This window comes from Actinospineispora spinosispora DSM 44797, from assembly GCF_000429025.1.
GTDB lineage: Bacteria > Actinomycetota > Actinomycetes > Mycobacteriales > Pseudonocardiaceae > Pseudonocardia > Pseudonocardia spinosispora.
Genome location: NZ_KE386837.1, coordinates 294,423 through 311,569, shown reverse-complemented (window position 1 = coordinate 311,569; position 17,147 = coordinate 294,423). Strand labels below are relative to the sequence as shown.

General features: G+C 70.6%; 15 protein-coding genes. 8 read left to right on the top strand and 7 right to left on the bottom strand.

Going from position 1 to position 17,147, the window contains the following annotated elements; genetic code table 11:
• Window positions 1-142: 142 nt before the first annotated feature.
• From G406_RS0140345 to G406_RS0140335, 3 genes are all read right to left on the bottom strand, one after another.
• The gene (locus tag G406_RS0140345) at window positions 143-637 is read right to left on the bottom strand and encodes a GNAT family N-acetyltransferase (RefSeq protein WP_028938271.1); all 495 of its coding nucleotides are present in this window, start codon (window positions 635-637) and stop codon (window positions 143-145) included.
• A 361-nt stretch (window positions 638-998) separates the two neighbouring features.
• Window positions 999-2,237 (bottom strand): RNA polymerase sigma factor, encoded by a 1,239-nt coding sequence (locus G406_RS0140340; protein WP_028938270.1) that lies wholly within the window; start codon window positions 2,235-2,237, stop codon window positions 999-1,001.
• Window positions 2,238-2,240: 3 nt separating this feature from the next.
• Window positions 2,241-2,651, bottom strand: coding sequence for a YciI family protein (locus G406_RS0140335; RefSeq protein ID WP_028938269.1), 411 nt, complete (start codon window positions 2,649-2,651; stop codon window positions 2,241-2,243).
• Window positions 2,652-2,831: 180 nt separating this feature from the next.
• Between G406_RS0140335 and G406_RS55060 the strand changes: the two genes are divergently transcribed.
• Entirely contained in the window at window positions 2,832-3,503 is a 672-nt protein-coding gene (locus tag G406_RS55060; protein ID WP_028938268.1) for a TetR/AcrR family transcriptional regulator, read from the top strand.
• Here G406_RS55060 and G406_RS0140325 read toward each other — a convergent pair whose 3' ends face one another.
• Together G406_RS0140325 and G406_RS0140320 are read right to left on the bottom strand one after the other, a co-directional pair.
• Window positions 3,504-3,962, bottom strand: coding sequence for an SRPBCC family protein (locus G406_RS0140325; RefSeq protein ID WP_028938267.1), 459 nt, complete (start codon window positions 3,960-3,962; stop codon window positions 3,504-3,506).
• 21 nt (window positions 3,963-3,983) lie between these two features.
• Window positions 3,984-4,955 carry an MBL fold metallo-hydrolase gene (locus G406_RS0140320; RefSeq protein WP_245607394.1) on the bottom strand — a complete coding sequence of 324 codons (972 nt, stop codon included), beginning with the start codon at window positions 4,953-4,955 and terminating at the stop codon, window positions 3,984-3,986.
• 66 nt (window positions 4,956-5,021) lie between these two features.
• Here G406_RS0140320 and G406_RS0140315 point away from each other — a divergent pair, with 66 nt between their 5' ends.
• From G406_RS0140315 to G406_RS0140300, 4 genes are all read left to right on the top strand, one after another.
• Window positions 5,022-5,627 carry a TetR/AcrR family transcriptional regulator gene (locus G406_RS0140315; RefSeq protein WP_028938265.1) on the top strand — a complete coding sequence of 202 codons (606 nt, stop codon included), beginning with the start codon at window positions 5,022-5,024 and terminating at the stop codon, window positions 5,625-5,627.
• Window positions 5,624-6,478 carry a class I SAM-dependent methyltransferase gene (locus G406_RS0140310; RefSeq protein ID WP_028938264.1) on the top strand — a complete coding sequence of 285 codons (855 nt, stop codon included), beginning with the start codon at window positions 5,624-5,626 and terminating at the stop codon, window positions 6,476-6,478. Before G406_RS0140315 ends, G406_RS0140310 begins: the two co-directional genes overlap by 4 nt.
• Window positions 6,479-6,795: 317 nt before the next feature.
• A complete protein-coding gene (locus tag G406_RS52855) occupies window positions 6,796-7,971 on the top strand; it encodes an MFS transporter (RefSeq protein ID WP_156935418.1) in 1,176 nt (391 codons plus the stop codon).
• 70 nt (window positions 7,972-8,041) lie between these two features.
• Window positions 8,042-9,091: an aldo/keto reductase gene (locus G406_RS0140300; RefSeq protein ID WP_028938263.1), complete on the top strand. Its 1,050-nt coding sequence runs from the start codon at window positions 8,042-8,044 to the stop codon at window positions 9,089-9,091.
• A 54-nt stretch (window positions 9,092-9,145) separates the two neighbouring features.
• Here the strand turns inward: G406_RS0140300 and G406_RS0140295 are convergent, their stop codons facing one another.
• Entirely contained in the window at window positions 9,146-11,713 is a 2,568-nt protein-coding gene (locus G406_RS0140295) for a flavin-containing monooxygenase (protein ID WP_028938262.1), read from the bottom strand.
• 130 nt (window positions 11,714-11,843) lie between these two features.
• Between G406_RS0140295 and G406_RS0140290 the strand changes: the two genes are divergently transcribed.
• The 3 genes from G406_RS0140290 (at window position 11,844) to G406_RS0140280 (ending at window position 16,794) form a co-directional block, all read left to right on the top strand.
• Complete coding sequence (locus G406_RS0140290; protein WP_156935417.1) at window positions 11,844-13,049, top strand: PucR family transcriptional regulator; 1,206 nt, start codon at window positions 11,844-11,846, stop codon at window positions 13,047-13,049.
• A gap of 135 nt (window positions 13,050-13,184) precedes the next feature.
• Window positions 13,185-14,846, top strand: a complete 1,662-nt coding sequence (locus tag G406_RS0140285) for an MOSC and FAD-binding oxidoreductase domain-containing protein (RefSeq protein WP_028938260.1) — start codon at window positions 13,185-13,187, stop codon at window positions 14,844-14,846.
• Window positions 14,847-15,270: 424 nt separating this feature from the next.
• The gene (locus G406_RS0140280) at window positions 15,271-16,794 is read left to right on the top strand and encodes an HNH endonuclease signature motif containing protein (RefSeq protein WP_028938259.1); all 1,524 of its coding nucleotides are present in this window, start codon (window positions 15,271-15,273) and stop codon (window positions 16,792-16,794) included.
• A gap of 18 nt (window positions 16,795-16,812) precedes the next feature.
• Here the strand turns inward: G406_RS0140280 and G406_RS0140275 are convergent, their stop codons facing one another.
• Window positions 16,813-17,118, bottom strand: coding sequence for an ArsR/SmtB family transcription factor (locus G406_RS0140275; RefSeq protein ID WP_028938258.1), 306 nt, complete (start codon window positions 17,116-17,118; stop codon window positions 16,813-16,815).
• Window positions 17,119-17,147: the final 29 nt, after the last annotated feature.

The following is a 17,147-nucleotide window of genomic DNA, read 5'->3' as shown; positions in this document are numbered from 1 at the left end:
TCCACTCGGCCAGATGGTAACGGCACAGGGGTGCCCGATCGCGACGCTTTTACAGCCTCTTAGGTTTCTCAGTTTCGGATCATGGTAGCGGTCGGCCCGACGCCGTCACCCCGACACTCCGAACGCGGACGACATCGCGGCGTCAGCCGATGCTGCGCTGGTAGAGCATGGTGTCCAGCTGGAAGCCGTGCTTGATCCCCACCTTCGCCAGCCGTCCAGCCTCGACGAATCCGTGCCGCCGGTGCAGCTCGACCGACGACGGGTCGCCGCTGTCGACTATGACCGCGATCACCTCACGAACACCGGCCTCCGGGCAGGCGACGAGCAACGCGTCCAGGAGCTTTGCGCCGACCCGGCGCCGCGTCGCCCACGGCGCGACGTAGATCGAGTTCTCCACGGTCCCCCGGTAGGCCGGACGCGGCTTCCACGGCGTGCAGTAGGCGTAGCCGGCCACCGCGCCGTCGAGCTCGGCAACCAGGAACGGCAGGCCCGCGCCTGTCACGGCGTCGAACCGCGCACGCCAGGCCTGGCGATCCGGCGGGTCGAGCTCGAACGTGGTGACGCTATGCCTGACGTAATGGGCATAGATCTCACCGATCGCGTCAAGATCCTCAGTCAATGCCTGGCGAACCGTCATACCCCCTACCCTGCCAAGCCCCCTCGTGAGTGATGAGGGCGTCTACCCCGCAGGGGCCGCGAAGCGGTAGCCGCTCTACGCACTCACGACACGCTTTTCGTCGTGAGTGCGTAGACCGGCTATAGGCGCCCTCAGCACTCACGAGGGACCCCGGGGCAGTGCACTCTTGGCACGCGGTCGGGACCACGGCCCCGTACCCGGCTTAGCCCGTACCCGGCTCCAAGGCATCTCGGCTTCGCCGTCGACTCGTGAGTGGCAAGGGCGCCTATAGGCGCCCGGATCACTCACGACGGAAAAGCTGTCGTGAGTGCTCCGAGCGCCTACGCCTTCGGCGCCGCTTCGCGGTAGGCGTCCTTGCCACTCACGAAGGGAGGCGGGATGCTTGGGTGTTCAGGTAGCGCTGGTGGGGGGCGTGGGTTGCGCGGCGGGCTGCCGCCAGGTACTGGTCGCGGGCCTCGGCGTGGTCGCCGTTGCGTTCCAGCAGGTGCGCTCGGACCGCGAACAGACGGTGGTCGTCGGCGAGCCGGGGATCGCCGGCCAGCCGGGCGACGAGGGCGAGCCCCTCCTCCGCCCCGCGTGCCATGGCGACCGCGACCGCGTGGTTCAACGCGACGACCGGGTTGTCCCGCAGCCGCATGAGCAGCTCGTACAGGGCGACGATCTGTGCCCAGTCGGTCTTCTCGGCGCTCGGCGCCTCGTCGTGGACCGCGTTGATCGCGGCTTGTAGCTGATACTCGCCGGGAACCCCGCCGCCGAGGGCTTCGGTCACCAGTGCGACGCCTTCGGTGATCAGTTCGGTGTCCCACCGGTCCCGGTCCTGCTCGTCCATCGGGACGAGTGCCCCGTCGGCGCTCGTGCGCGCGGCCCGGCGGGCCTCGATGAGCAGCATCAACGCGAGCAGACCGGTGACCTCACCATCCTCGGGCAGCAGCCGGTGGAGCAGGCGGGTCAGCCGGATCGCCTCGCCGGTCAGGTCCCCGCGCCGCGGGCTCGCCGCCGACGTACCCGTGTAGCCCTCGGTGAAGATCAGGTACAGGACGTGCAGCACCGAGGCGAGCCGCTGGTCCCGCTCCGCCACCGGTGGCGGGCCGAACGGGACACCGCTGTCCACGATGCCCCGCTTGGCCCGGCTGATCCTGCGGGTCATGGTGGCTTCGGGCACCAGGAACGCGCGCGCGATCTCACCGGTACCCAGGCCGCCGACCGCGCGCAGGGTCAGCGCGATCTGGGACGACGGCGACAGCGCCGGGTGACAGCACAGGAACATCAGCGTCAGGCTGTCGTCGCTCGGCTCGGGTGCCCGGTCGGCCGCCGGGGCCCACCACTGTTCGGGAAGTGCCCTGGCCGCGACGGCGTCCTCGCGGCGCCGTCGTGCCTGGTCAGCGCGCAGTAGGTCGGTCAGCCTCCGCGCGGCGACGGTGATCAGCCACGCCTTCGGATCGTCGGGGACGCCGTCGCGCGGCCACTGCACGGCGGCCGCCAGCAACGCCTCCTGCACGGCGTCCTCGGCCGCGTCGAAGTGGCCGTAACGCCGCACGACCGCGCCGAGGACCTGGGGCGCGAGGTCGCGCACCAGGCCCTCGACGGATGCGGGCTCCATGCGTCAGTCGACCGGTGCGCCGTCGTAGACCGGTCGGACGTCGATGTGCTCGGCACGCATCCAGCTCGGCGACGGGCAGCGGGCGACCTTGGCGGCGAGCTCGGTCGCGCGGTCGAAGCTGACACAGTCCACCATCCAGAATCCGGCCAGCACCTCCTCGGTCTCCGGGTACGGCCCGTCGGTGACCACCGGCGCCCCGTCGCGCAGCTGGATGCGCCTGGCGTGCACCGGGTCGGTCAAGCCCTGGCCGTCGACCAGCTCACCGGAGGCCTCCAGCTCCTTGGTGAAGGTCCCCATGAACTCGTGCAACGCGGCGACCTCGGTCTGGGTCCAGACCGGGCTGCCATCGACCGACCTCCCGTTCATGCTGTCGTAGTCCCGCTGCGACCCGTAGACCATGATCAAGTACTTCATCTTCCGCTCCTCTGCTCGGTGTGACATCGGGGACGTCGAAGCCCGGGCCGCGATCCGGACATCCCCGGCGGGGGAGAATCGAGGAAACTTCGGCGCGGTGACCGCCGATAGCAGCCTGCCGGTCGTCGGCGCGCGGCGCTACCACGGTTCGGTGGATTCCGCACGAGTTAAGATGATCTTGTGTCCGTCCACCTGCGCCTCCCCGACGGCGACACCGCCGGCCAGCGCAACAAACGGGGCGCCCAGCAGCGCGAAGAGCTGATCTGCGCGGCGCTGCGCATCATCGCCAGGGACGGCGTCAGCGCCGTCAGTCATCACTCGGTCACCACCGAGGCCAACGCCGCGGCGGGCGCCGTCATCCACCACTTCGGGTCCCGCGAGACGCTCATCGAGCAGACCCTCGAGTACCTGGCGCACCTGTGCATCGAACGGCTGCGCTCCGACTGGCCCCGGTTCGAGCCGATGGCCGACCGCCCGACCCGGTTCGCCGACATGCTCTGCACGTTCTTCCTCGACCAGCTGCGGACCGACCGTGACCTCGGCATCGCGGCTCTCGAACTGCAGGTGGCCTCCGCCCGGGAACCCCGGCTGCGCAGCGTGTTCGCCGAATGGGGCCGCGGCTACGCAGACATCACCGAGGAGACGCTGCGCGCGCTCGGGTCCGGCGACCCGCGCACCGACATGGCGCAGCTCGTCAACGTCATCAACGGGTTGCTCGCCGGTCAGCTCGCGCTGCCCCGCCGCGACTTCGAGCACACCATCATGCGCCCGGCCGTGCGCAGCATCGTCCACTCGATGGTGCTCGGACCGCCGCCCGCACCCGCGCCCAGGTTCGCCGGACAGTGTGGCTGATCAGGGCTTTTCGAGAACCTCGGCGAGTAGCGCGAGGCTCGAGCCGAGCTGGTCGGCCGAGACGAACGGCAGCATCGGCAGGACCCGCTCGTCGGTCACCGAGGACCAGTCGTAGTTCAACGTCACGTCGGTGAGGTCGTCGCCGTTCTGGCGCAGCGCGTAGGTGTAGGTGTGACCGAGCTGGGGCCGGCCGGCCGGTCCCGGCGACCAGCCGATCTCGACGTCGCGCTGGTAGCTGGTCACCACGTTGTCGGTCTGGTACTCGCCGAGCTGCTCGACGTACATGTCCATGGTGAACACGTCGCCGACGTCGGTGAGCACGGTGTGGGTCCGCGAACCGCGCACCATCCCGGAGCCGTCGATGTCGGGGTGGCGGTCCGGGTCGGCGAGGAGCGCGAACACCCGCTCCACCGGAGCCGCGATCGTGCGAGAGACAGTGATCCGCGCGGAGTCGCTCATGGGGTCGCAGCCTACGGCGGATCAGAAGGTGTGTTGCTGCTGGTGGTCCAGGAGGATGAATTCGGTCGCCGGGCTGGCGGCCGACACCGCGTCGCGCAGCGTCGTCAGGCCGCCGGTGTCCTTCGCCGGCTCGGTGAGCGGGAGGTCGAAGTCGTCCCAGTGGGTGGGCACGACGAAACGCGGGTGGCCCAGACAGTCGAGCAGGCGCTTGGCGTAGTCGGGCATGGAGCCGCCGCCGGTCGGGACGATCGCCAGGTCCGGACGCAGCCCGTCGACGACCTCGGGGATGTAGTTGCCGGTGCCGAGGGCGAAGATGCGGAACCGGTCGCCGATCGTCAGGAAGTAGCCGAGCGTGCCTCCGTCGACCAGGTCCGAGATGGTCCGGACAGCGGGTGGCTGGGGGCCGGGGCGGGTGCCAGGGAACGGCACCTGGCGGCGCTTGCCGGTTGCGCTGTGCACCGATCGGAGCACCTGGACGGTGAAGTCCGGGTACTGGTACAGCTCGCCGCCGGTCACCGTGGCGAGCTGGTCGGGTGGTGCCTGGACGCCGTCGGTCGTACGTAGTGCACGCAGCATGTTCAGGTGCGACTCGGTGCCGAGCACTGTGGCGCCGGTGTGCGCGGCGACCAGCGGTACGTCCGTGAGGTGGTCGAAGTGGCCGTGGGTCAGCAGCACCGTGTCGGCCTTGGGGAAACAGCGGTGTACCAGGTCGGGGTTCCAGCTCAGCGGCGTGTTCGGGTCGCTGCCCTCGGGCGAGTAGGTGCCGGTGTGGAATCGGGTGACCCACGGGTCGATCAGGATCGTGGTGGTGTCGAACGTGATCTCCCAGGCGTTGTTGCCCCACCAGCGGAGGCTCACGCCCGCATTAGTCGGCGGCCGGCGGGTCGTGCGGGCCGCCGACGCGCAGGCCACCGCACCGAGGCCCACGGCGCCCACCACGCCCGCCGAGCCCACCAACATTCCTCGCCTGGTCAACTGCTTGTCGCTCGTCACGGCGAGGAAGGTAACGAACCGAACGGTTCGGTACAAGCCTGTTTCGGAATGACATACTCGTTCACGATGCCCAGGGACTCTTCGGATGCTCGTCGACGCCTGCTCGACTCGGCGGTCGAGGAGTTCGCCGAGCACGGCATCGCCGGCGCCCGCGTCGAGCGCATCGCCAACCGCGCGCGGGCGAACAAGCGCACCCTGTACGAGCAGTTCGGCGACAAGTCCGAGCTGTTCAGCCTGGTACTGGCGAACGAGCTGGAACAGCTGGCCCAGGCGGTCGAGCTGCGTGAGGACACCATCGGCGAGTTCGTCGGCGAGCTGTTCGACTACTGCGCCGCCCACCCACACCTGGTTCGGTTGGTGCAGTGGGAAGCGCTGTCGTTCACGCCACGACAGGCGCCGAACTTCACGCAGCGCGCGAGCGGTTACGCCGCCAAGGTCTCGGTGATCGCGACCGCGCAGCGCTCCGGGCTGATCACCCGCGAGCTGCCCGCCGAGCGCATCCTGCTGTTGCTCATCGGGCTCGCCGAATGGACCCTGTACGTCCCGCAGCTCGCCGAGATGATCACCGGCGAGGATGCGGCGAGCACCGAGCAACGCCAGGCGCACCGGGCGTTCCTGGTGGCGACGGCGCAGCGTCTGCTGGCCGCCGAACCGACCGAAGGGGACCGATGAGCGACGACCTGGCCGTGCACGACTCCAACGTCGAGCAGCGCGACTGGTGGGACGGCCGGACCGGCGAGTACTGGGCGGCGAACGCCGACCGCTACAACGAGGGCCTCGCCGGCTACCACGGTTCGCTGCTCGACGCGGCGGCCGTCGAGCCCGCGGACACGGTCCTCGACATCGGCTGCGGCAACGGGCTCACCACCCGCGACGCCGCGCGCCGCGCCTCCTCCGGCTCGGTGCTCGGCGTCGACCTGTCCTCCCCGATGCTGGCGCTGGCCCGCCGGCTGACCGAGCGCGAGCGGCTCGGCAACGTGACCTACGAGCAAGGTGACGCGCAGGTCCATCCGTTCGCGGCCGAGCGGTTCGACGTGGCGCTGAGCCGGTGCGGATCGATGTTCTTCGGCGATCCGCCCGCCGCGTTCGGCAACATCGCTCGCGCCCTGCGCCCCGGCGGCCGGCTGGTGCTGCTGACCTGGCAGTCGCCGGAGCACAACGAGTGGCAACGCACGTTCAGGCCGATCGCGGCGGCGGGTCGCGACCTGCCGGTGCCACCGCCCGGCGCGCCCGGCCCGAACTCGCTCAGCGACCCCGACGTCGTGCACGGCCTGCTGGGTTCGGCCGGTTTCGACGACATCCGGCTGACTGACCTGCGCGCGCCGATGTACTTCGGCCCCGACCCCGACGACGCGTGCCGCTTCATCTCGGGCCAGCTCGCCTTCCTGCTGGACGACCTGGACCCGGACACGAAGGCCGGCGCGCTGGCCGCCCTGCGCGCCGACATGGCCGCCCACCACACGGCCACCGACGGCGTCCGCTACGACTCGGCAACCTGGCTGATCGAGGCGCACCGCCCCTGACCCGTCCGGAGGATCCTGGACGACCTCGCAGACCCTGAGGTCGCGTCGCAGACACTGCAGTGTCTGCGACGCGACGTGAAGCTCTGCGAGGTGCGGTCAGCGGGCGCGCGGGCGCATTCCGGCATCCGGCCGGCAGCCCGTGCACCGAGAGGCCGCCGGCGCGCGTCCACGCCGCGCACCCTCCCGCCACGTCCGCGGCCTCACCGCCAGGTCTGCGGCCTCACCACCAGGTCCGCGGCCTCACCGCCGGGTGCGCGGCGTGGACGCGAGGTGTGCGGTGTGCGCACGAGCGGGTGGGGAGATCTACTGTTCGGCTGGTGGTCGACAGTGGTGGTGAGGGGCGGCCGAAACCGGCCGGGGTGCCTCGGGGGCTGGTGCTGGCCAGTTTTCTGAGCAGCTTCGACCGGTTCGCGGTCACGCCGATGCTCGTGGCCATCTCCGTCGGGCTGGGGGTGCCGCTCGGGTCGGCGGTGCTGGTCGCCAGCGGGTACTTCCTGTCCTACGGCTGCGCGCAGCCCGTGTGGGGCATGCTGTCGGACCGCTACGGCCGGGTGAAGCTGATGCGCGTGACGCTCGCGGCGGCGGCCGTGTGCGGGGTGCTGTCCGCGCTCGCGCCGTCGCTGCCGCTGCTCGTCGCACTCCGGGTGCTGACCGGCGCGTTCTTCGGCGCGGTGATCCCGACCTCGATGACCTACCTCGGCGACACGGTGCCGATGGCGATCCGGCAGCACGTGCTGTCCGACCTGCAGCTCTCGGTCGCGCTCGGCACGTCGTTCGCCACGGTCATCGCGGGCGGGCTCGCGGTGCTGGTCAGCTGGCGGCTGGTGTTCGCGCTGCCCGCGCTCATGGCGGCGACACTGGCGGTCACGCTGCGCACCGTGCCCGAGCCGACGACAGGCACCGCGCCCGGTCATCCGCTGCGACAGCTGGCGACGGTGCTGCGGACCCGCTGGGCCTGGCTGCTGTACTCGCTCGCGCTCGTCGAGGGCGCCGTCCTGCTGGGCTGTTTCACGTTCCTGGCTCCCGCGTTGGAGCACCGGGGCTACAGCGCGAGCGTCGCCGGGCTGGTCATCGCGTTGTACGGGGTCGGGACGATGGGGTTCTCCCGCATCCTGAAGCGGCTGTCCACCCCGACCTGGCAACTGATGATCTACGGCGGCGGTTTCATGTGTCTCGGTTTCCTCTCGGCCTCGGTGAGCCAGTCGCCCGTCGGGATCGGCTGCGCCGCGATCCTGCTCGGCGCCGGCTGGTCGTTCCTGCACTCGTCACTGCAGACCTGGGCGACCGCCGTCGTGCCGCGCGCCAGGGGCACCTCGGTGGCGCTGTTCGCGGCGTCGTTGTTCATCGGCAGCGCCATCGGGTCGCTGCTCGCGGCGCCGCTGGCCGAACGGTTCGCCTACCCGGAGCTGTTCGGTATCGCGGCGGCGGTGACCGTGGTGCTGACCGCCGTCGGCGCGTCGACCCGGCGTCGCTATCGGCCGCCGCCCGGTTGAGAACCCACTGAGTACGAGAATCCAACTTAGCTGGTAGAAAGGAGCAAACTACGGCTCGAGGGAGCAGGCGATGAGATACACGACGTTCGGCAGGCGCACGGGTCTGCGGGTCTCGGAGTACGCACTGGGCGCGGGCAACTTCGGCACGGGTTGGGGGGTCGGCGCCGACCTCGACGCGTCGCGTGCAGTGTTCGACCGGTTCGCCGAAGCGGGCGGAACGCTGATCGACACCGCCGACGGCTACCAGAACGGCGAATCGGAGAAGTTCCTCTCCGAGTTCCTCAAGGCGGACCGGGACAACTTCGTGGTCGCCACCAAATACACCAACAGCCCGCCGCCCTACACCCTGTCCACGACCGGCAACAGCCGCAAGAACATGGTCCGCGCGGTGGAGGACAGCCTGCGCAGGCTCGACACCGACCGCATCGACCTGTACTGGGTGCACCATCCGGACAGCGTCACGCCGCTCGAGGAGATCCTGCGCGGACTGGACGACCTGGTCAGCGCGGGCAAGATCCTGCACGCGGGTCTGTCGAACTTCCCGGCCTGGCGGATCGCATGGGCCTCGGCGACGGCGGACGCACGCGGCTGGGCGCCGCTGATCGGCGTCCAGGTCGAGTACAGCCTGGTCGAACGCACCGCCGACCGCGAGCTGTTGCCGATGGCCAGGGCGCTCGGCCTGGGCGTCGCGCTGTGGTCGCCGCTCGGCGGTGGGCTGCTGACCGGCAAGTACCGCACGAGCGACAAGGGCAGGCTGACCGACTGGCAGCGCCTGGTCCACACCGAGGACACCGACCAGAAGACCGCCGTCGTGGACGCCGTGCTGAAGGTCGCCGAGGAGACCGGAGCGCGCGCGTCTCAGGTCGCCATGGCCTGGCTGCGGGAGAACGCCGGCCCGGCCGACACGCACATCCCGATCATCGGCCCGCGCAACCTGGCCCAGCTGGAGGACTACCTGACCGCGCTCGACGTGCACCTGACACCGGAGCAGCGCGCCCGCATCGACCAGGTCAGCGCCGTCGAGCTCGGTGTGCCGCACGGCGTCCCCGGCATACTGCCGCCCGAGGTGGTCGGCGGCGACGCGGACAACTACCTGCCCCGAGCCGTCCCCGTCATCTAGAACCCGTGAGTGTTTTGGGCTGCCAGAGCAGCCCAAAACACTCACGGGTCGTTGTCAGACGGCTGCGCGGGTCCGGGCCAGCAGCGGCTGCAGAAACGCGGCGACCGAGCTGTTGAACTCGGCGACCCTGGGCACGTAGGCGGACATGTTGTACGCGCCGTGCACCATGCCGCCGAGACGCGTGACGCAGGTCGGCACACCCGCCGCCTCCAGCGCGCGCCCGTACGCCTCGCCCTCGTCGCGCAGCGGGTCGCACTCGGCGGACAGCACGAGCGCGGGCGGCAGCCCGGCCAGCGACTCGGCCCGGTTCGGCGACGCGAGCGGCGAGCTCGCGCGGGACAGATCACCGAGGTAGGCCGACCACATGCCACGCCCGGCGTCGATGCTGAGCACCGGCCCGGCGGCGTAGGTGACCCGCGACTCGGTGTCGGCCTCGGCGTCGATCGTCGGGTACAGCAGGACCTGCGCCACCAGCCGGGGCCCGTTCTCGTCGCGGGCCCGCTGTGCGGCGACCGCCGCCAGCTGGCCGCCGGCGCTCTCCCCCATGACGGTGATCCGCTCCGGGTCACCGCCGTGCTCGGCGATGGTCTCGGCGGTCCAGCACAGCGCCGCGTAGGTGTCGTCGGTCGCGGCCGGGAACGGCGCCTCGGGAGCCAGTCGATAGCTGGGGGTCACCACGATGGCACCCAGCTCCTCGGCGAGCGCGGCGCACGGTGCGGCACACATGTCGAGGCTGCCCGCGATGAACCCGCCACCGTGCAGGTAGACGATCACCGGCAGCGGCCCCTCGGCCTCCGGGATGTAGATCCGCGCCGGACGATCGGCGGCGTAGCCGGTCTCCACGACCCGCACGCTCGACGGCGCCGGTTTCTGCATCGCGGTGAAACCCTCGATCGCCGCCCTGGTCTCCTCCAGGGTGCAGTCTTCGAGGGGCTTCATGTCCTGCATCAGCATCGCGCCGACCACCATCGCCACGGCCGGGTCGAGCTGCACCATCGGCGGCACCGGGCCCGCCGGGGCGTCCCCGATCGAGAAGCCCGCGTACCCGTTGGCCACGACGTCCGAGCAGATCGCCCGGTACAGCGGCGCGCCACCGGCGAACACGAACGTCGCACGCGGCTTGCCCGGCACGTTCGCGCCCATGTACCAGGAGTTCGCCTTGGGCAGCAGCGTCAGGTGCAGGATGCCCTCGACCTCGGCGTGCCAGGCCTGCTCCGCCTCGGGGTTCGTCTCGATCGTGCTGGCCCCCGAGTCCAGGACGTGCTTGATCGCGGCGGCCGCGAACTCGACGTGGTCCTCGATGGCCAGCGGGTTGTTGTACAGCGCGACCGCGCTCTGCGGCCCGGTGATGGTGAACAGGTTCGGGAAGCCGCTCACCGAGATACCCAGGTACGTCTTCGGCCCGTCCGCCCACCGCTGTGCGAGCGTCGCGCCGTCACGCCCGACCAGACCCAGGTTGACCAGCGGCCCGGTGACCGCGTCGAAACCGGTGGCCAGCACGATCGTGTCGACGGGGTACTCGCCCTCGCTGGTCCGCACACCGGTGGCGGTGACCTCCTGGATCGGCGCCGAGCGGACGTCCACGAGGTCGACGTTGTCGCGGTTGAACGTCAGGTAGTAGTCGGTCTCCAGCGCGGCACGCTTCGAGCCGTACGGGTGGTCGTCGGGACACAGCAGCTCGGCGATCACCGGGTCGGTGACCCGCTCGCGGATCTTCTCCCGGATGTACTCGGCGGCGGTCTCGTTGGCCCGCTCGTCGGTCAGCAGGTCGCCGTAGCTGGACACGACCATCCGGAACCCGCCCTCCGCCCAGAGCCGGTCGTACCGCTCGCGGCGGTTCTCCGGCGACGCGGCCAGCGCACTGGGCTCGGGCATCTCGTAGGGAGCGCCGAGGAAACGGTCCCGGGACTTCGCGCGGATCGTGCGCCAGTTCTCCGAGTTCCACCGCTGCTGGTCCGGATCGACCGGGGCGTTGCGCAGCGGCACCGCGTAGTTCGGGGTGCGCTGGAAGACCGTCACGTGCTCGGCCTGCCGCGCGACCTCCGGGATGACCTGGATGCCGGTCGAGCCGGTGCCGATCACCCCGACCCGTTTGCCGGTGAAGTCGACGCCCTCGTGCGGCCAGGTGCTGGTCGCGTACACCTCGCCGGGGAAGTCCTCCAGGCCGGGGAACTCCGAGCGGGCCTTCGCCACGGACAGGTTGCCGCTGGCCGCGATGACGAACCGGGCGGTGCACGTCTCGCCGCTGTCGGTTGTGGCGGTCCAGGTCTTGGCCTCGTCGTCCCACACGATGGACGACACGGTGGTGGCGAACGCGAACTCCCGGCGGACGTCCAGCTTGTCCGCGACGAACTCCAGGTAGGACAGGATCTCCGGCTGCGCGGGGAACCGTTCGGTCCACTGCCATTCACGCTGGATCTCGTCGGAGAACGAGTACGAGTAGTGCACCGACTCGATGTCGCAGCGCGCGCCCGGGTAGCGGTTCCACCACCAGGTACCACCGGGCCCGCCCGCGCGGTCGAAGCCCTGGACGCTCAGCCCGAGCTCGTCGCGCAGCTTGTGCACCGCGTACAGGCCGCTGAACCCGGCACCGATGACCATGACATCGCAGTTGGCCCGCATTCCACGCACCTCCGACGTTGGGGATGTTGGTCGAACCCTATGAGCCACGACACACCCTGCCTACGGTCAAGCGGTCAGACCAGGCACGATGAATTGACCATTTGGCGCATACGGGCCAAGCTCCGTTGCTGTGACAAGCCCCGGCCCGGAGACCCTCGCCTGTGTGCGCAGGGTCGCCGCCGCGCTGCTGCCGGACTCGCTCGAGCTGGGTGTCGGGCTGGCGGCACGGATCGTCCGGCGGCAGCCGGAGCTCACCCGCCCTGACGTGCACGAGCTGATCGTTGCCAGCTGCCAGGCCAACTGCAACGCCCTGCTCGACGGGTTGATCCGCAGTGTGCCGATGCACGCGGTCGCCCCCACGGTCGAGGTGCGGCAGCACACGCGCGCGCTGGTCCAGCGCGGGCTCTCGCTCCCGACGGTGATGCGCGCCTACCGCGTCGGGGCCCAGTACTGGAACGAGCTGTGGGTCGCCTCGATCGGTCCGCACCTCACCGAGGGCACGGACGCGGTCGCGGTGGCGCAGGCGGGCACGAGCTTCGTGTTCGGCTGGCTCGACGAGGTGAGCGAACGGCTCGCCGAGGAGTACCACGACGAGGCCGAGCGGCTCGCCCGTGAGCGATCGTTGGCGCAGGTCGAGGACGTACGCAGGGCGCTGTCCGAGCCGGACCTCGACGTCGCGGCCCTCGGCTCCCGGCTCGGCTACAACCTGGCCGGACGTCATGTGGCGTTCGTCTTCCGCCACCAGTCCACCGGGCCGGACGCGTCGGTCCGCCAGCTCATCGGCGCGATCAGCACCGCGCGCCCGCTGGTCGTGCGGGTCGACATGGAGACCACCTGGTGCTGGGTGCCCTCGGCGACGGTGCCCACGACGGTGCCCGCACCGACCGGCTCGCTGGTGGCGGCACACGGCCGTCCGGGACGAGGGCTCGCCGGTTTCCGGGAGAGCCACCACGAGGCGCTCTCGGCGCTGCGGGTCGCGGAGCTGTCCGGGCGCGGCGCCGGGACGCTCACCCGCTACGACGACGTAGCCGTCGCCGCGGTGTGTTCCGCCGATCCGGACTGGTGCCGCAGGTTCGTCCGCGCCGAGCTGGGCGCGCTGGCCGCCGACACCGACACCGCGCGCCAGGTCCGCACCACACTGGAGACGTTCTTCGCGGCGAACAGCAACTTCCGGGCGACCGCGGCGCGGCTCGGCCTGCACCACAACACCGTGCGTTACCGCCTGGAGCGCGCCGAACAGCTGCTGGACCGCGCTCCCGCCGACCGCCGGCTCGCACTGGAGCTGGCGCTGCACCTGGCCTCCCGGCTGGGCCCCTGGGCACTGGAGACCGGTTAGGGACGGGGCCGGCAAGGACGTCAGGGCGGGCTTCTTCGCCCACATCCGCGATAGCAACCCGGTCCGGTGCATCGGTACCGTCTCCGGCATGGGCTTGTCCTGGCCGCAAAGGCCGCTCGCGCCGGGAGCGGTGCGGTGACCGTGCTGCTCTCGGTCAACGTCGGGCTGCCGAAGGACGTCGAGTGGCAGGGCAGGACCGTGCACACCGGCGCCTGGAAACACCCGGTGACCGGGCCGAGGATGGCGCGCAGGCTCAACATCGACGGCGACGGCCAGGGCGACACGGCCGGGCACGGCGGCGAGCAGCGGGCGGTGCTGGTCTACCAGGCCGAGTCCTACGAGTTCTGGCGGAACCACTTCGGCAGGGACGACCTCGAGTTCGGCCAGTTCGGCGAGAACCTCACCGTCGACGGCCTCCCGGACGACCAGGTGTGCATCGGTGACCGCTACCGCATCGGCGAGGCGGAGTTCGAGGTCACCCAGCCGCGCGTGACGTGCTTCCGGGTCGGGCTGCGGACCGGTGAGCCGGAGCTGCCCGCCCTGTTGGTCAGCAAGCACCGCCCCGGCTTCTACATGCGTGTGGTCGCCGAGGGGCACATCGAGGCGGGCGACCGGATCGTCAAGACGGCCCACGGCACACCGTCGCTGACCGTCGCCGAGACCGATGCCCTGCTCTACCTGCCCGGACGTGACCCGGAGAAGCTGCGCGCCGCGACCCGGATCCCCGCGCTCAGCCCCGGCTGGCGCGACTCGTTCCGCGACCTGCTGACCGGGGACACCGGTGTCGCCGCCGTGCCCGTCGCGGCGGAACCGGCGTGGAGCGGTTTCCGGCCGCTCCGGGTGACCCGGGTGGTCGCCGAGACGGAGACCGTCACGTCGGTGTACCTGGACGCTCCGCCGGACGGTCCCGCCCGGGCCGGCCAGTACCTGACGCTGCGGGTGGCCGGCGGGGTGCGCAGCTACTCGCTGTCCGGCGCGCCCGGCGCCTACCGGATCAGCGTCAAACGGGAGCCGCACGGGACGGTCAGTAGCTATCTGAGCATGCTGCGACCGGGGGTTGTCCTCGACGTGGCGGCACCCCGGGGCGACTTCGTCCTCGGCGACGGCACCGGCCCGGTCCTGCTCCTCTCCGCCGGAATCGGCGTGACGCCGGTGCTGGCCATGCTCCACGAGCTGGCGGCGGCCGGCAGCGAACGCGACGTCTGGTGGATCCACGGCGCCCGAGGCCCTCGGGAGTACGCGCTTGCCGAGGAGGCGCATGCGCTGCTCGCCGCCCTGCCGAACGCCCACGAGCACGTGTTCTGGAGCGGGACGACAGGCCGTATCACCGCCGACACGCTGGCCGCGTTGGGTGTCCCGGCCGACGCGGACGCCTATCTCTGCGGTCCGGCGGGGTTCATCACCGACATGCGGGGCGCGCTGACCGCGCTGGGCGTCGAGCAGGTCCACAGCGAGCTGTTCGGCGCGCTGCCGCCGATCAACCCCGGGGTGGCCGACCGGACCGTCCGGCCTCCGCACCAGCCGGCCGGGCCTCCGGGTACCGGACCGCTGGTCACGTTCGCGCGCAGCGGCATCTCGACGCCGTTCCCCGCCGACGGGCGCAGTGTGCTGGAGCTCGCCGAGGCCTGTGACGTCCCGACCCGGTGGAGCTGCCGCACCGGGGTGTGTCACCTGTGTGTCACGCCGTTGCTGTCCGGTGCCGTCGCCTACTCGCCGTCGCCGTTGGAGCCGCCGTCCGATGGGCAGGTCCTTCTGTGTTGCTCACGGCCTTCTGGGGATCTTGTGTTGGATATGTGAGTGCTGTGGTGTGTCATCCCCGCTGGCCGGTCAGTGTCTTGGCGTGGTCGGGCGGTATCAACCCCCGGCTGGCGCCGGCCTCGCACTCGTTCCTGGTTGCACGCCGTTCGGGGGCGAGGGTTCCGGGTTGACACCGCCCGACCACGCCAAGTGCGGGCCAGGATCGCGGGGATGGGGTGGTGTGCGCGGCTGCCGTAGGTGATTGCGGTGCACGCGGTCCGGTGTCTGGTGCCCGCGGGTCTGGTGCCCGCGGGTCTGGTGCCCGCGGGTCTGGTGCCATTGTGGCCGCCGCGGGCGGTTGCGGTGTCTGCGGGTCTGGTGTCGTTTCTGCTGTTGGGAGCCCGGTTCATGCCGGAATATATCACCCGGTTGGTCTAGTCTTCGATCGCCGTTTTTGTCGGGGGTCGCCCGTAGCGTGCTTGATATGACAGCGGCCTCGGTGATCTCCCGGCTGGCGCAGCTTGCGCCTGGTCCGGAGCTGGCCGCCGCGCTGGCGGTGATCGATCGGGACACCGTGTCCAACGGCGACATGATCACCGTGCTGCAAGCCCGATACCGCCTACACGCCCACACCGCCGCACAGCTGGCCGCGGACATCGCCAGCATCGGCGTACGCGACCCACTCGCCGACCCCCGCACCGTCGCCACGGTGTCCGAGCCAGGTCAGTACGCCTCCGCCGAGCTACGAGCCGCACTGTCGTGGACCCGCCGCAAAGCCGACCTCGAACTGGACTTCTCCTCCGACCTGTGCCGGCGGCTTCCCCTGGTGTTCGACGCCCTCGACACCGGCCTGATCGACCTACCCAAAGCCCGGGTGTTCGTCACCTACCTCGCCGACCTGCCCGAGGCCCAACGCACCGCGATCTGCGCCGACGTCCTGCCCAAGACCCCGCTATGGACCGTGGGGAAACTCGCCGCCCACCTACGCAAGCTGGTCATCGACACCGACACCCACCGCGCACAGGACCTCTACGAGAAAGCCCTCGCCCGACGGACAGTCGTGGGTTATCTGAACGAGGACGGCACCGCCACGCTGACCGCCGGCCGCATCGCACCCGAAGACATGGCCGCCGCCTGCGTGCGTGTCGACAGACTCGCCCGGGCGCTCAAACACGCCGGACACCCCGCCCTGCTCGACCAACTCCGCGCCGACGTCTTCTGCGGACTGCTCGACGGGACACTCCACGGTCTCGACCGCGCCGCCATGATCGCCCACTTCCTCCGCAACGGGACATCCGCCGGTAAGCCACAGGGCATCGAGGTCCGCGCCGAGCTGGGCACACTGCTCGATCTCACCGACCGGCCCGGCGAACTACCCGGCTGGGGCCCCATCCTCGCCCCCAACACCCGCCGCACCGCGCTCTCCCAACGCGGCGGATCGTGGACGTTCGCCGTCTGCGACGACACCGGCCACCTACTCACCCCAGGCGTACTGCGCTCTCGACCCACTCACGCCACGACCACCCGCGACGGCGGCGCCGTCGAGCTCCAGATATCCGCCGGCCTCCTGGCCGAGCTGTCCGAGAACCCACCACCCGGCTGGGAACAAGTACTCGCTGAAATCGCCGCCCAGCACAACACCTGGCTCGACACCCGGACAACACCCGACGCCGACCCACGCCGACGGTTCCCGAGCGCCGGACTCCGCCGCTACACCCATATCCGCGACCGATCCTGCCGAGGCCCCGGATGCCGACGGCCGGCCCGTGACTCCCAGTACGACCACACCATCGACCACCAGTTCGGCGGCCCCACCGTGGACACCAACGGCGGACAACTCTGTGCCCACGACCACGACCTGAAAACCCGAGGCCACTGGCGACTGGAACAACCCCAACCAGGCCAGTTCATCTGGACCAGCCCACTCGGCCAGACCTACCGCACCCGAGGCGACCCTGTGATCATCCCGCCACTCACCACCAAGGACAACGAACCGCCACCGTTCTGACGGTCGCGCGGCATACGACTACGGCCGGGAGTCGGGCAGGATCGCGGCGAGCAGCCCGGGGAACGAGGCTTCCAGCTCGTCGGTGCGCAGCACGTTGAGGGCCAAGCCGCCTTCGCGGTGGGTCACGATGATGCCCGCCTCGCGAAGAATCTTGAAGTGGTGGCTGAGGGTGCTCTTCGCCACGGGTGCATTGAAGCGGCCGCACGCGATCGACGTGTCCGATTCCCTCAGTTGCCGGACGAGGTCCAGGCGCACCGGATCGGCCAGCGCGTGCAGGACGGCACTGACCTCCAGGGAGGCGGGGGCCTGCGGATACGTCGTCATGCACACAGAATACCTTGAGCTGTTCGATG